Source organism: Pseudomonas sp. GW821-FHT10B02 (genome assembly GCF_059415665.1).
Genome location: NZ_JBWKNR010000005.1, coordinates 176,005 through 191,188 on the forward strand (window position 1 = coordinate 176,005; position 15,184 = coordinate 191,188).

Below are 15,184 nucleotides of genomic sequence, written 5' to 3' on the forward strand. Positions count from 1 at the left end.
TTATTCATGCAATTTGCAGCAACACATTCATGAAGCAACAACAAGCATTAACAATGTCATGCAACTACATGTTTTTATTCATTTTTTTACAAGATAACTCAAGGCGACTCAGCAAACGCCGCCTGCGCATCCCAGCCGCCGCCCAGTGCCGCTATCAACTGCACGCTGGCCACCAGCCGCCCCTGCAGCAAGGTCAGCACACTGCGCTCGTTGCTCAGCGCGGTGGTCTGCACATTGACCACATCCAGGTAGGCGATCAGCCCCGCCTTGTACTGGTTGCTGGTCAGGCGCAGCGATTCGCGTGCGGCGTCCAGGGCTTCGCTGCGCACCTTGGCTTCATCCTCGTAGACGTCGAGCTGCACCAGGTAGTTTTCCACTTCCTTGAAGCCATCGAGCACCGCCTGACGGTACTGCGCCACGGTCTGGTCATAGACCGCTACGGTACGGTCGACTTCTGCCGAGCGCTGGCCGCCGTCGAACAGGGTCATGGCCAGTTGCGGGCCCACCGACCAGAAGCGGTTGGGCAGGCTGATCCAGTCGCTGAAGCTGCTACTGCTGTAGCCACCGCTCATGCTCAGGGTCAGGTCGGGGAAGTACGCGGCACGGGCCACGCCGATGCTGGCGTTGGCCGACATCACCTTGCGCTCGGCCGAGGCAATGTCCGGGCGACGCTCCAGCAGTTGCGAAGGCAAGGCCACCGGCACCTGGGGCAATGCCGGGATGTCTTTGCTGTCGGCCAGGGCAAAATCGGCCGGTGCCTTGCCCAGCAGTACGGCAATGGCGTTTTCCAGCTGGGCGCGCTGCCAGACCAGGTCGATCAGGTCGGCCTGGGTACTTTTCAGCTGGGTTTGCGCCTGGGCTACCGCATCCTTGCCAGACACCCCGGCGCGGTACTGGTTCTCGGTCATGGTCAGCGAGCGCTGATAGGCCGCGACCGTGGCTTCGAGCAGGCGTTTCTGCTCGTCCATCACCCGCAGTTGCAGGTAGTTCTGCACCAGTTCCGATTGCAGGCTCAGGCGAATCGCCGCCATGTCAGCCAGGCTTGCCTCGGCACTGGCTTGATTGGCGGCCAGGCCGTCACGCAGCTTGCCCCACAGGTCGGCCTCCCAACTGACCCCCAGGCTGGTGCTGTAAGTGTCGCGGATGCCGCTGCTGGAGTTACTCAGGCTTGAGCTGGAACTGCCGGTGCCCTGGCTGGAGCGGTTCTTGCCGGCGCTCAGGTCGACGCTGGGGAACAACGCACCGCGGGCGCTGCGCACCAGCGCCTGGGCCTGACGGTACTGGGCTTCGTACTGGGCGACGGTCTGGTTGCTGGCGTTGAGCTGTTCGACCAGGTCGTTCAGTTGGGCATCACCGTACAGCTGCCACCAGGCACCACGGGCCAGGGCGTCGGAAGGATTGGCCTGGGTCCAGCCAGCAGCATGCTTGAACGCCACCGGTTCCGGCGCTTGCGGGCGCTGGTAGTCCGGGCTCAGGGTGCAGGCGCTGAGCATCGCCAGGCACAGGCTGGAGGCCAGCAGGCGCGAGCCACGGGCGCCCAGCAGTTGCTGCAGGGAGCGGTCGGAGAGAAACGGACGTCGGGTCATAGCGGGGTTTCCAAAGCAGCGTCGGTGCGCACGCCGCGCCAGTGGTTGAAACGATGGCGCAAGCGGTCCAGATAGAGGTAAACCACCGGGGTGGTGTAAAGCGTGAGGACCTGGCTGAAGACCAGCCCGCCAATGATGGTCAGGCCCAGCGGCTGACGCATCTCCGAGCCCTCGGCATGGCTGAGCAGCAACGGCAAGGCGCCGAGAATGGCGGCGATGGTGGTCATCAGGATCGGTCGCAGACGCAGCAGACAGGCACGGCGGATCGATTGCTCCGGGCTCAGCTGTTCATGGCGTTCCAGCTGCAAGGCCAGGTCGATCATCATGATGGCGTTCTTCTTCACCACGCCGATCAACAGGAACAGGCCGAGCAGGGAAATCAGGCTGAACTCGCTACCCACCACATACAGGGTGAGCAAGGCCCCTACCCCGGCCGACGGCAAGGTCGAGAGAATGGTCAGCGGGTGAATGTAGCTCTCATAGAGAATCCCCAGCACCAGATACACCGCCAGCAGCGCCCCGAGAATCATGAACGGCTGGCCCTTCTGGCTTTCGGCAAAGGCATCGCCGGTGCCGCCGAGTTTGGCGATCACGTCTTCGGGCAAGCCGACCTTGGCCACTGCCCGCTCAACTGCAGCCAGCGCCTGGTCCTGACTGTAGCCTTCGGCGATGTCGAAGTTGATGCTTTCAGAGGCGAACTGGCCTTCGTGGCTGACCCGGTCGTCGGCCAGGCTGTTTTCGTAGTGAGCGAAGGTCGCCAACGGAACCCGGGCGCCGTCAGCGGTGATCACCTGGACCTGCTCCAGGCTACGCGGGTCCTGGGCGTACTTGGGGTTGATCTCCATCACCACCTGATACTGGTTGAGGCTGTCGTAGATGGTCGAGATCTGCCGCTGGCTGTAGGCGTTGTTCAGCACCGAGGTGACCATGCTCATGTCGATCCCCAGGCGCTTGGCCTGTTCGCGATCGACCACCAGGGTGACCTGCTGGGTGCCGCCACCTTCGCGAGCATCGATGGCAGTGAGTTCCGGCAGGGCCTTGAACGCCGCGACCACTTTCGGATACCACTCGCGCAAGGCGGACAGCTCGCTGCTCTGCAAGGTGTAGAGAAACTGCGAGGTGCTCTGGTCGCGGCCACCGCCGAACTGCAGGTCCTGGTCGGCCATGAGGAACAGGCGTCCACCGGGTACCTTGGGCATTTCCTTGCGCAAACGCTCGATGATCTTCTGCGCGGATATCTTGCGCTCGCTGATCGGCTTGAGGCGCACCAGCACCATGGCGTTGTTGGTGCCGCTGTTGCCACCGATAAAGCCGGCAACGCTTTCCACCGCCGGGTCCTTGAGCAGGGCCTGGCGGTAGATTTCCATCTTCGGCTGCATGACCTGGAACGACAGGCCGTCGTCACCGCGGACAAAGCCCATCAACTGACCGGTGTCCTGCTGCGGCAGGAAGGTCTTGGGCACCACCACGTACAGGGCGATGTTGACGGCGATGGTCACCAGCAGGCTGGCCAGGGTCAGGCGCCGATGGCGCAGGACCCAGTCGAGGCTGCGCCCATAGCTGGCCATCATGCGCTGGTGCAGGTGCTCGCTCCAGCGCTGCAGGCGCGTCTGCCCTTCTGGTGCCTGGGGCTTGAGCCAGCGCGCGCAGAGCATCGGCGTCAGGGTCAGGGAAACCACCAGCGAGACAATGATCGCCACCGCCAGGGTGATGGAGAACTCGCGGAACAACGAGCCAACGATACCGCCCATGAACAGGATCGAGACGAACACCACCACCAGCGACAGGTTCATCGACAGCAGGGTGAAGCCGACTTCCTTGGAGCCCAGGTAGGCAGCGCGCATCGGCGGCACGCCTTCGTCGATATGCCGGGAGATGTTCTCCAGCACCACGATGGCATCGTCCACCACCAGGCCGGTGGCGAGAATCAGCGCCATCAGCGACATGTTGTTCAACGAGAAGCCGCACAGGTACATGGCCGCGAAGGTGCCGACCAGCGACACCGGCACCGCCAGGGTCGGGATCAGCGAGGCCCGCAGGTTGCCGAGGAACAGGAACACCACGAGGATCACCAGCACCACGGCGATGATCAGGGTGTGCTCGGCTTCCTTGAGGGTCGCCTTGATCACTGGCGAGCGATCCATGGCCACGTCCAGCTTGACGCTGGCCGGCATCAGCGACTCCAGGGCCGGCAGCTGCTCCTTGATCTTGTTCACGGTCTCGATGATGTTGGCGCCAGTCTGGCGGTTGATCACCAGCAGCACCGCGTCCTGGTCATTGAAGAAGCCACTGTTGTAGCGGTTCTCCACCGCGTCGGTGACCTTGGCCACATGGCTCAGGCGCAATACCGCACCGTCCTGGTAACGGATCACCAGTGGCTCGTAGTCCTTGGCCTTTTCCAGCTGGTCGTTGGCCTGCACCTGCCAGCTGCGCTGAGGGTCTTCGATAAAACCCTTGGGCCGGCGCTGGTTGGCGTTGGCAATGGTCTGGCGCACATCGTCCAGCGCCACGCCGTACTGATTGAGCAATTGCGGTTCGAGTTCAATGCGCACCGCCGGCAGCGAACTGCCGCCGATCTGCACCTCGCCTACCCCCGGCACCTGGGACAGGCTCTGCGACAGGATGGTCGAGGCCAGGTCGTAGAGCTGACCCTTCTGCAGCACGCTGGAGGTCAGCGCCAGGACCATGATCGGCGCCTGGGACGGATTGAACTTCTTGTAGGTCGGCATGCTGCGCATACCGCTGGGCAACAGGTTGCGCGAGGCGTTGATCGCCGCCTGCACTTCGCGCGCGGCCGCATCGATATCTCGGCCCTGGTCAAAGCCGAGAATCACCCGGGTCGAGCCCTGGCTGGAATTGCTGGTGAGCGTGGTGACCCCGGATATCGCGCCCATGGAGCGCTCCAGCGGGGTCGCCACGGTTGAGGCCATCACCTCGGGGCTGGCCCCCGGCAGGTTGGCCTGGACCACGATCACCGGGAACTCGATCTGCGGCAGCGGCGCCACCGGCAACAGGCCGAAGCTGACGCCACCCAGCAGCATGATCGCCAGGCTCAGGAGCATGGTCGCTACCGGGCGGCGGATAAAGGGCGCGGAGAGGTTCATGGCAGGTCCTGCACCGCGGTGTCAGGCTGCGGGCGCATGCGCCGCGCCAGCCGGTCGAAGTACAGGTAGATGACCGGCGTGGTGAACAGCGTCAGCACCTGGCTGACCAGCAGCCCGCCGACCATCACCAGACCCAGCGGCTGGCGCAGCTCGGCGCCGGAACCGGTGGCGAGCATCAGCGGGATGGCGCCGAACAGGGCCGCCAGAGTGGTCATCAGGATCGGCCGGAAGCGCAGCAGCGCCGCTTGATAGATCGCCGCTTCCGGCGCCATGCCCTGGTTGCGCTCGGCCTCGAGGGCGAAGTCGATCATCATGATCGCGTTCTTTTTGACGATACCGATCAGCAGAATGATGCCGATGATGGCGATCATGCCCAGGTCGTTGCCGGACAGGATCAGCGCCAGCAAGGCGCCCACCGCCGCCGACGGCAGGGTCGAGAGGATGGTGACCGGGTGGATGTAGCTCTCGTAGAGCACGCCAAGCACGATGTACATGGTCACCACCGCCGCCAGAATCAGCAGCAAGGTGCTCGACAGCGAGTTCTGGAATGCTTCGGCCGCGCCCTGGAAGCGGGTCTGCACGCCGACCGGCATGCCGATCTCCTGCTGCACCTGCTCGATTGCCTTGACCGCCTCACCGAGGGCCACGCCCTGCCCCAGGTTGAACGACATCATCACCGCCGGGAACTGGCCGATATGGGCAATTGCCAGCTGCGCCTGACGCTGTTCGATGCGCGCCAGGCTCGACAGCCGCACCTGGCCGCCATCGGTGGCTTTCACGTGGATCTGCTCGAGCACCTGTGGCCCCAGGCTGGAGGCGGCCTCGGCCTGCAGCACCACGCGGTACTGGCTGGCCTGGGTGTAGATGGTCGAGATCTGGCGCTGGCCGAAGGCGTCGTACAGGGCATTGGTGATGTCGGCGACGTTGATGCCCAGGCGGCTGGCGGCATCCCGGTCGATCACCAGGAATACTTGCAGGCCCTTGTCCTGCAGGTCGCTGGCGACATCGGTGAGTTCCGAGCGCTGTTGCAGGGCATCGACCAGCTTGCCGCTCCACAGCGCCAGCAGTTCGGCGTCCGGGGACGACAGGCTGAACTGGTACTGGGTACGGCTGACCCGGTCTTCGATGCTCAGGTCTTGCACCGGCTGCATGAACAGCCGGATACCGACCAGCTTGTCGACCTGCGGCTGCAGCCGGGCGATCACCTGTGCGGCGGTCAGGTCGCGTTCGCCATGGGGCTTGAGGTTGATCAGCAGGCGCCCGCTGTTGAGCGTGGCGTTGTCACCGTCGACACCAATGTAGGACGACAGGCTCTGCACCGCCGGATCCTGGAGGATCACCGCACTGAGCTGTTGCTGGCGCTCGCTCATGGCGGCAAAAGACACCGACTGCGGCGCTTCGGATATACCCTGGATCACCCCGGTGTCCTGTGCCGGGAAGAAGCCCTTGGGCACCATCAGGTACAACAGCACGGTCAGGGCCAGGGTCGCCACCGCTACCAGCAAGGTCAGCGGCTGGCGCTTGAGCACCCACTGCAGGCCACGGCCATACCAGGCGATCATCCAGTCGATCCAGGCGCCGCTGGCACGGTAGAAACGCCCCTGTTCCTGCTCGGTGGGCTCGCGCTTGAGCAGGCGCGCGCACATCATCGGCGTCAAGGTCAGCGACACCACCAGGGAAATCAGGATCGCCACCGCCAGGGTGATGGCGAATTCACGGAACAGGCGCCCTACCACATCGGCCATGAACAGCAGCGGGATCAACACCGCGATCAGCGAGAAAGTCAGCGAGATCAGCGTGAAGCCAATTTGCCGGGCGCCCTTGAGCGCCGCCTGCATGGGGCTTTCGCCTTCCTCGATGTGCCGGGAAATGTTCTCCAGCATGACAATCGCATCGTCGACGACAAAACCGGTGGCGATGGTCAGCGCCATCAGGGTCAGGTTGTTGATCGAGAACCCGGCCAGGTGCATCACCGCAAAGGTGCCGATCAGCGATAGCGGCACGGCCACCGACGGAATGATCGTCGCGCTGAAGCGGCGCAGGAACACGAAGGTCACCATCACTACCAGGGCGATGGCCAGCAGCAGTTCGTGCTGAACATCCTTGACCGAGGCGCGGATGGTCTGGGTGCGGTCGGTGAGTACGCTGACATCAAGGCCGGCCGGCAAGTTGTCGGTGATCGACGGCAGCAGGGTCTTGATCCGGTCAACCACCTCGATAACGTTTGCGCCCGGCTGACGCTGGATGTTCAACAGCACTGCCTGGTTCTGGTTGGCCCAGGCCGCCAGGCGTTCGTTTTCGGCACCGTCGACAATCTCGGCGACGTCCTTCAGGCGCAGCGGCGCACCGTTGTTGTACGCCAGGATCAGGTTGGCGTATTCCTCGGGGGAGCGCAGCTGGTCGTTGGCGTCGAGCATCGACACCCGGGTCGGGCCGTCAAAGTTGCCTTTCGGCTGGTTGACGTTGGAGGCACCGATCAGGGTGCGCACATCCGCCAGGTTCAGTCCGGCAGACGCCAGGGCATCAGGGTTGACCTTGATCCGCACCGCCTGGCGCTGACCGCCGGCGATGCTGACCATGCCGACGCCGCTGATCTGCGCTATTTTCTGCGCCACGCGGGTGTCGACCAGGTCGTTGAGCTTGGGCAGCGGCATGGTTTTCGACGAGATGGCCAGGGTCAGCACCGGGGTGTCGGCCGGGTTGACCTTGTTGTACACCGGCGGTGCTGGCAGGTCGCTGGGCAACAGGTTGCTGGCGGCGTTGATCGCCGCCTGGACCTGCTGCTCGGCAACGTCCATGTTCATGTCCAGGCTGAAGCGCAAGGTCAGCACCGAAGCGCCGCCGGAGCTGGTCGAGGCCATCTGGGTCAGGCCCGGCATCTGCCCGAACTGGCGTTCCAGCGGCGCAGTGACTGCGCTGGTCATGACTTGCGGGCTGGCGCCCGGATACAGGGTCATGACCCGGATGGTCGGGTAATCGACCTGCGGCAACGCCGCCACAGGCAGCAAGGTGTAGGCGATCAGGCCGGCCAGGACAATGGCCAGCATGCTCAGGGTGGTCGCCACCGGGCGCAGGATGAACAGCCGCGAGAGGTTCATGCGCCGGCCTTGTCCTTGCGGTCCGCGGCAGCGGAGGCATCTTTGCCGTCCTGACCCTGCAGGTGCTGGCCGGGGGTTTCCGGGACTTGCGAGCTGTCGTTGACCACTTCCACTTCACTACCGTCACGCAAGCGGTCGGTACCTTCAAGCACCACCCGCTCGCCCTTGGCCAGGCCTGCGGTGACCACGGTGTGGTCGCCGTCGCTGGCGCCGAGGGTGAGTTTGCGGATGCGCACCTTGTTGTCGCCTTCCATGACATACACAAAGGAGCCGTCGGTGCCGAACTGGATGGCGGCCGAAGGCGCCAGTACCACGTTGGTCAAGGTGTCGGCCAGCAGGCGCACGTTGACGAACTGGTTGGGGAACAGCACTTCGTTCTGGTTCTCGAAGAAGGCCTTGAACTTCAGGGTGCCAGTGGTGGTGTCGATCTGGTTGTCGAGGCTGCGCAACTCGCCGACGGCCTGCTGCTTGAGGTCGCCGCGGTCCCAGGCTTCAACCGGCAACTTGGCGCCGCTGCGGTAGCGGGCCAGCACGGTGCTGAGCTCCGACTCGGGCAAAGTAAAGGCCACGGTGATCGGCTGGGTCTGGGTAATCACCACCAGTGCTGTGGTGTCGTTGGCTGCCACCAGGTTGCCGACGTCGAGCTGACGCAGGCCCAGGCGGCCGGTGATCGGGGCGCGGATCCGGGTGAAATCCAGGTTCAGCTTGGCATCGCCAACCGCCGCCTGGTTGGTCTTGATGGTGCCCTGGAACTGGCCGACCAGCGCCACCTGAGTGTCGAGGGTCTGCTTGGCGATACTGTCTTCGGCGTACAGGCCTTTATAGCGTTCCAGGTCGATCTGGGCGTTTTTCAGCTGGGCCAGGTTCTGTGCCAGGGTGCCTTCGGCCTGCTGCAGGGCGATCTGGTAGCTGCGCGGGTCGATCTCGGCGAGCAGGTCGCCGGCCTTGACCTTCTGCCCTTCCTGGAAGTTGACCTTGACCAGCTCGCCGCCTACCCGACTGCGCACGTTGACGGTATTGGTCGCGGTCACCGTGCCCAGGGCTTTGAGGTAGACCGGGAAGTTGCCGACAGTAGCCGGTTCGACGCGCACCGGTACCGGCCCGGCAAAGGCCCCGAAGCCTGGTCGCCCGCCCTTGCCACCGGCTGCGCCGGCAGCCTTGTGCGCCGCTGGAGACGGCCACAGCCACCAGCACAGGCCGGCAACCAGCAGCAGGATCAGCAGGCCGACAAGCCAGCGACGAGGGGAACGGGAACGAGAAAGCATCGGTTGATCGACCATTGGACTGGAAAGAATTCTTTTGAGGAGGCTGAACGATAAGCACTGTGGCGGGATAAGCAAAGCGCCTTTACCGGCAATTTACCTTGAGCTTACGTTGCTAAGGCAATGAACTATAAATAAAAACGGCCTGGACTATGTCCAGGCCGTAACAACTCTTAGCAATTATTGCATCGCCTTCATCGCCGACAAGGCCGGCTCCCACACTGGCTCGGCAATAAGTTGCCCTGTGGGAGCTGGCCTTGCCAGCGATTGACTGCGCCGCTGTTACTTCAAGACAGCCAGTGCAGCATCATAGTTCGGCTCGTCGGCGATTTCGCCAACCAGCTCGCTGTGCAGCACGTTGTCATTTTCATCCAGCACCACTACGGCACGGGCGGTCAGGCCGGCCAGCGGGCCGTCGGCGATGGCAACGCCGTAGTTCTCGATGAACTCGCGGCCACGCAGGGTCGACAGATTCTGGACGTTTTCCAGGCCTTCAGCGCCACAGAAGCGTGCTTGCGCGAACGGCAGGTCAGCGGAGATGCACAGCACTACGGTGTTGTTCAGTTCGTTGGCCTTCTTGTTGAAGGTACGCACCGAGGTAGCGCAGGTCGGGGTGTCGACGCTTGGGAAGATGTTCAGCACTTTGCGCTTGCCGGCCAGGCTGGCCAGGGTCACGTCAGCCAGGCCTGCACCAACCAGGGAAAACGCTGGCGCTTTCGAGCCGACCTTCGGCAGTTCGCCGTTGACCTGAACAGGATTGCCTTTGAGAGTCACTTGAGCCATGAGCTGAGTCCTTTTGCGGGGTGAGTGGTAAAGGACCAGAGTTAATCATGAAAGTGCCCGGGCACCTATGGGGGAGCAACAAATTGTTGTATTTCCAGACAATTATTGTGGACAAAGCGGCCACTCGAAAGCAGACAATCCTGCTTGCGGGTGGCCGGTCAATCCATCAGCTCAGCAGCGAGTAAACCAGCGCCGAGATCGCCACCAGGCCGACGGCCACGACGAAGACGTTGGACATCTGCCCGCTGTATTTACGCATGGCCGGGACCTTGCGGATGGCGTACATCGGCATCAGGAACAGAATCGCCGCGATCACCGGGCCGCCGAGGGTCTCGATCATGCCGAGGATGCTCGGGTTGAGGGTGGCGACGATCCAGCAGATCACCAGCATGAAGGCTGCGGTCATGCGGTCCAGCGCCTTGGCGCCAGGGCGTTTGCCGGTCTTGACGATCAAGCCCTTGAGACCTTCGCTGGCACCGATGTAGTGGCCGAGGAACGACTTGGCAATGGCGATGAAGGCAATCAGCGGTGCGGCAAAAGCGATGGTCGGGTTGCTGAAGTGGTTGGCCAGGTACGACAGGATCGACAGGTTCTGCGCCTTGGCTTCGGCCAGTTGCGCCGGGGTCAGGGTCAGCACGCAGCTGAACACGAAGAACATCACCATCGCCACCATCAGCAGGTGGGCGCGGCGCAGAATCTGCCCGCTGCGCTCGTCGGCGTGCACGCCGTACTGGCGCTTCTGGTCAACGGCAAAGGCCGAGATGATTGGCGAATGGTTGAACGAGAACACCATCACCGGAATCGCCAGCCACAGGGTGTGCAGGAAGGCCGAACCCGAAGGTACTTCAGTGGCAGTGGTGAGAATACCGCCGCTCCAGTGCGGAATCAGGAACACCGCCAGGAACGCCAGGGCCACGATGAACGGGTATACCAGCAGGCTCATGACCTTGACCGTGGCCTGCTCGCCGCAGCGCACAATGGCCAGCAAGCCGAGAATCAGCACGAACGACAGCACGGCGCGCGGTGGCGGCTCGATGTGCAGCTGGTGCTCCATGAAGCTGCCGACCGTGTTGGTCAGGGCCACGCTGTAGATCAGCAGGATCGGGAAGATGGCGAAGAAGTACAGCAAGGTGATCAGGGCACCGGCCTGGATGCCGAAGTGCTCTTCGACCACGTCGGTGATGTCGGCGCCATCGCGCCCGGACAGTACAAAGCGGGTCAGCCCACGGTGGGCGTAGTACGTCATCGGGAACGCCAGCAACGCCAGGATCAGCAGAGGCCAGAAGCCACCCAGCCCGGCATTGATCGGCAGGAACAGGGTTCCGGCGCCGATGGCCGTGCCAAACAGGCCCAGCATCCAGGTGGTGTCCTGACGGGACCAGCTGCCGAGGGCGGCTGGGGTCGATTCGAAGCGTTGTTCAACGCTCGGGGCCTGCTCATTCATCCGGGTGCAACTCCACTCGCAAGACTGCAACAGGGCTGAGAGTGGCGAAACAGACGCATCACCGCCCCTCAACCATATAAAGAGGGGCGCGATTGTGCGCCGATTGGTTGCACTTGAGAAGTCCTGTCCGACGGAGCGGTTGCACCTTTTACAAAAGGCATCGCCGGCAACGCCGGCTCCCACAAGGGCAACAGTCACTGCTGCCTGTGGGAGCCGGCGTTGCCGGCGATTGGGTTTACCCTTTATCGAATCAAGCGCGTTCCTGAACCGCGGCAATCGCCTCAGCCACCTGCTGCAGGTTGTCCGGACGCAGCCCGGACATGCACACCCGACCGCTGTCGATCAGGTACACGCCGAACTCGTCACGCAGGCGACGCACCTGCGCGACGCTCAAACCGGTGTAACTGAACATCCCGCGCTGGCTCAGGAAGAACGAGAAGTCCTGGCCCGGCAGCAGCACCGCCAGAGCATCGACCAGCCCCTGACGCATGTCGAGGATGCGCAGACGCATCTGCTCCACTTCAGCCGCCCACTGCGCATTGAGCAGCGCATCGCCCAGCACTGCGGCCACCAGTTGCGCACCGAAGGCCGGTGGGCTGGAGTAGTTGCGGCGCACCGTGGCCTTGAGCTGGCCGAGTACGCTTTGCGCGGTGTCGGCGTCGTCGCAGACCACCGACAGGCCCCCTACCCGCTCGCCATACAGCGAGAAGATCTTCGAGAACGAGTTGCTTACCAGGCACGGCACACCGGCACGGGCCGCTTCGCGGATGGCATAGGCATCCTCGACCAGACCTTCGCCGAAGCCTTGATAGGCGATATCGAGGAACGGGATCAGGTTGCGCGCCTTGACCACCTCGATTACCTGCTGCCATTGCGCCTGGCTCAGGTCGACACCGGTCGGGTTGTGGCAGCACGGGTGCAGCAGCACGATGCTGTTGGCCGCCAGGCCCTGCAGGGTCGCGAGCATGCCGTCGAAGTCCAGGCCACGGGTGTTCTGGTCGAAGTACGGGTAGGTGTTGACCTTGAACCCGGCACCTTCAAAGATCGCCCGGTGGTTGTCCCAGGTCGGATTGCTGACCCATACCTGCGATTCGGGGAAGTAACGCTTGAGGAAGTCGGCACCGACTTTCAGCGCGCCAGAGCCACCCACGGTCTGCACGGTGGCTACACGACCGCCCTGCACTGCCGGATGATCGGCACCGAACAGCAGCGCCTGGATTGCCTGGCGATAGCTGCTCAGACCTTCCATCGGCAGGTACAGCGACGCTTCATGCGGCTGGCCGGCCATGCGCTTCTCGGCTTCGCCGACCGCGGCCAGTTGCGGCACCACGCCTGCGGCGTCGTAATACAGACCGATACTCAGGTTGACCTTGTTGGCGCGCGGGTCGGCCTTGAAGGTTTCCATCAGGGAGAGAATCGGATCGCCGGCATAGGCATCGACATGTTTGAACACAGCGTGCAGCTCCTTGGGTCTGGGCAAATCGGAAAAGACTGTGGCGAGGATACCTGTAGCCGCGCCTAAGCAACATGACCTTTGACGCAACTATTCTGTGCATCGGTGCATGCCTTGCGCACTAACCGGCCAGGGCAGCCAGCCTTGAGTGAAGGCCAGGTACAACAGCGCACAGACATTTGCGCTTGCCGTCTTGCTGAGCATGTTGCGCCGATGCGTACGCGCAGTCTGGTCACTGATCGCCAGCGCCCGGGCAACCTGCTTGTCGCTCAAGCCTTGGGCCAGACAGCCAAGCACCTGCCGCTCGCGTGCCGACAACGGTGCTGTCGACCTTTGCTGCCCGCCTTCCAGGTCGGCACGGCGCCCAGGCACAGGTAGATCCCCACCAGCGCACTGGACCTGCCGACCTTGAGTTTGTCGAGAATGTTTTCGCGGTGCTTGCGCGCAGTCGACAAAGCGACGGACAGCTGCCGGGCGACTTCCCGATCAGTCAGGCCACGTGCAACCAACGAAAGCACCACGGTTTCCCGATCACTCAATGGCATGTTCGTTCCCTGAACGGTTCGCAGTTGCGCGACGGCATGCCCGCACCTGAAAGCCAAGCCTAGGAGCTGACCTCCCCCTGTCAAGTCGCGGTCAAACGCCCTTTTGCATACCGCATTTGCCGAATGTTCCTGCACCCACGACAGAGAGACGATTCAGCCGCCGACGTTATTCAACCCGGCAGTCGGCGGCAGGGAATGTCGCTGCGAGTCGCTGTTCGGCCCACTCGAACGCTCAATGGAAAAGGAATGCACATCATGAACTGGAACCGCTCGTTTACTGATCTGATCCGCAATGGCCGTGCCGCTTACTGGGGCAACTGGACCCTCGACCAGAAACTCAAGGTCGGCAGTGTCGGCTTTGTCTCCCCCGACAGTGGTGACTTCACGCTGGTCCAGGAGCAGGCGCCGGGGCTGACCGTCAGCACGCGCAACGCACCCAACCAATGGAAGCTGTCCTCAAGCAATGTAAAGCGCAGCCAGAGCAGCGTCGCCCTGGACGGTTCGGCCACCGACCCGGAAACCGGCACCAAGATCACTGCAGGCACCGAAGTGAAGTGGGATTTTGCCTCGACAGGCTCGATCGCCTCGGAGTTCGGTATTGCCTCGGAGTCCTACCTGGCTGACCTGACGGTGCTCACCCAACCACAGACCCTGCAATGGCTCAAAGACCAGGCCAACCGTGTCAGCATGGCGTCAAGCAACGGTATCGCCCAGGGCTTTGGCGTGGTCACCAGTGTGATCTACGCCACCAGCGGCCTGAACGTCGGCTCGCAGGACAACAGTTCGTCGTTCTCCATCACCGGCTCAGTGGGCGGGGTTCAAGACCTGCTGGCCAGTGCCGACGCCAAGGGTTCCTACGTGTCGACCAATCAGACCAAAAGTGTCGACCAGCACCTGTGGCCGGACAAGGCCGGCACCCTGGCCAGTCAGTCGATTCCGATCGCCTACACCTTCGCTTCATTCGACGGCGAGCTGCTGATCCCTAACTGGATCAACCGCCTGGGCGGCCTGGAGATTCTGTTCAATAACCAGCCCGGCTGCACCTACATCACCAGCATCACGCTGGACTACGACACGCCCTCGGGCAAGCAGCATCAGTCGTTCAGTCTCAGTGGCGGCCTGTCGAAAACCGTAGGCAACATCCCGCTCAATGCCACCAACATCACCGCCCAGGTGTCGTTCAAAGGGATGATGAACAACGACAACTACAGCTTCAGCTGGCCGAGCCCGCTGGGCCAGTGGCTGACCGGAAGCCGAGAGATCCAGATGACAGGCGTATGGCCGGGCAAGACCTCGGCCAAAGACCTCCAGCACTGACAAGCGCCTGATCAATCAATCTGCACAACGCAGCCCGCAAGGGCTGCCGCGAGGACACCGATATGTGTAACTGCACATCCGACTTTCTGGTCAAACACGTGCGCATCCTTGGCCAGCGCCGACCTGACGACCTCTACAACCAATTGATAGAACGCGATCTTGAAGTTCCTGCAGAGGCGATGCGCATTCTTAACGAGAAGATCGACAACACCCGAGAGGCGGTGACACACCGTGCGGGCATCACCCTGCAAGCAAGGGTCGAAGAGTTCGATCATCAGTACCCCAACACCGTGATGTTCATGGACCTGGCGACGCTGCAGCAGTTCTGCGCTTCGCTCAACCCGTTGCAGCGTCACAAGCGAGACTTCGACTGCAATGTGCGCATCCCCTGGATTGTCACCTGGACCGGTACCAACAGTTACGAAGTGGTACAGAACGCCGCCGGCTTTGCTGCTTCGACCAATAACGAGGGCTTTTGCAATCATTACCGCCAACCGCTGACGGATGGGCAAAGCAACACCAGTACCTGGAAACCTAAAGGCCTGTAACGACAAGCCCCATCGTCAGCCTGGCTGGCGATGGGGCCCGGGTG

Annotated in this window: 11 protein-coding genes; 2 read left to right on the forward strand and 9 right to left on the reverse strand. The window is 62.8% G+C overall.

Annotation, left to right across the window (positions count from 1 at the left end):
* Window positions 1-98: 98 nt before the first annotated feature.
* The 9 genes from AC07OF_RS10430 to AC07OF_RS10470 form a co-directional block, all read right to left on the reverse strand.
* Window positions 99-1,586 carry an efflux transporter outer membrane subunit gene (locus AC07OF_RS10430; protein ID WP_157192818.1) on the reverse strand — a complete coding sequence of 496 codons (1,488 nt, stop codon included), beginning with the start codon at window positions 1,584-1,586 and terminating at the stop codon, window positions 99-101.
* Window positions 1,583-4,690 (reverse strand): efflux RND transporter permease subunit, encoded by a 3,108-nt coding sequence (locus AC07OF_RS10435; protein WP_495072857.1) that lies wholly within the window; start codon window positions 4,688-4,690, stop codon window positions 1,583-1,585. Before AC07OF_RS10435 ends, AC07OF_RS10430 begins: the two co-directional genes overlap by 4 nt.
* The gene (locus AC07OF_RS10440; protein WP_157192820.1) at window positions 4,687-7,788 is read right to left on the reverse strand and encodes an MdtB/MuxB family multidrug efflux RND transporter permease subunit; all 3,102 of its coding nucleotides are present in this window, start codon (window positions 7,786-7,788) and stop codon (window positions 4,687-4,689) included. Before AC07OF_RS10440 ends, AC07OF_RS10435 begins: the two co-directional genes overlap by 4 nt.
* A complete protein-coding gene (locus AC07OF_RS10445; protein WP_157192821.1) occupies window positions 7,785-9,068 on the reverse strand; it encodes an MdtA/MuxA family multidrug efflux RND transporter periplasmic adaptor subunit in 1,284 nt (427 codons plus the stop codon). The genes AC07OF_RS10440 and AC07OF_RS10445 overlap by 4 nt, the downstream gene beginning before the upstream one ends.
* 264 nt (window positions 9,069-9,332) lie before the next feature.
* Window positions 9,333-9,833 (reverse strand): thiol peroxidase, encoded by a 501-nt coding sequence (gene tpx / locus AC07OF_RS10450; RefSeq protein ID WP_038611417.1) that lies wholly within the window; start codon window positions 9,831-9,833, stop codon window positions 9,333-9,335.
* 166 nt (window positions 9,834-9,999) lie between these two features.
* Window positions 10,000-11,277 (reverse strand): serine/threonine transporter, encoded by a 1,278-nt coding sequence (locus AC07OF_RS10455; protein ID WP_157192822.1) that lies wholly within the window; start codon window positions 11,275-11,277, stop codon window positions 10,000-10,002.
* A 250-nt stretch (window positions 11,278-11,527) separates the two neighbouring features.
* Window positions 11,528-12,730 (reverse strand): amino acid aminotransferase, encoded by a 1,203-nt coding sequence (locus AC07OF_RS10460; RefSeq protein ID WP_157192823.1) that lies wholly within the window; start codon window positions 12,728-12,730, stop codon window positions 11,528-11,530.
* 90 nt (window positions 12,731-12,820) lie between these two features.
* Window positions 12,821-13,102, reverse strand: a complete 282-nt coding sequence (locus AC07OF_RS10465; protein WP_157192824.1) for a response regulator transcription factor — start codon at window positions 13,100-13,102, stop codon at window positions 12,821-12,823.
* The gene (locus tag AC07OF_RS10470; protein WP_495072858.1) at window positions 13,000-13,275 is read right to left on the reverse strand and encodes a response regulator transcription factor; all 276 of its coding nucleotides are present in this window, start codon (window positions 13,273-13,275) and stop codon (window positions 13,000-13,002) included. The genes AC07OF_RS10465 and AC07OF_RS10470 overlap by 103 nt, the downstream gene beginning before the upstream one ends.
* 255 nt (window positions 13,276-13,530) lie before the next feature.
* On the opposite strand from AC07OF_RS10470, the gene AC07OF_RS10475 reads away from it, so the two are divergent.
* On the forward strand, window positions 13,531-14,592 hold the full coding sequence (locus AC07OF_RS10475; protein ID WP_157192826.1) for a hypothetical protein: 1,062 nt from the start codon (window positions 13,531-13,533) through the stop codon (window positions 14,590-14,592).
* 62 nt (window positions 14,593-14,654) lie between these two features.
* Window positions 14,655-15,140, forward strand: coding sequence for a hypothetical protein (locus AC07OF_RS10480; protein WP_157192827.1), 486 nt, complete (start codon window positions 14,655-14,657; stop codon window positions 15,138-15,140).
* The last annotated feature ends 44 nt before the right edge of the window (window positions 15,141-15,184 follow it).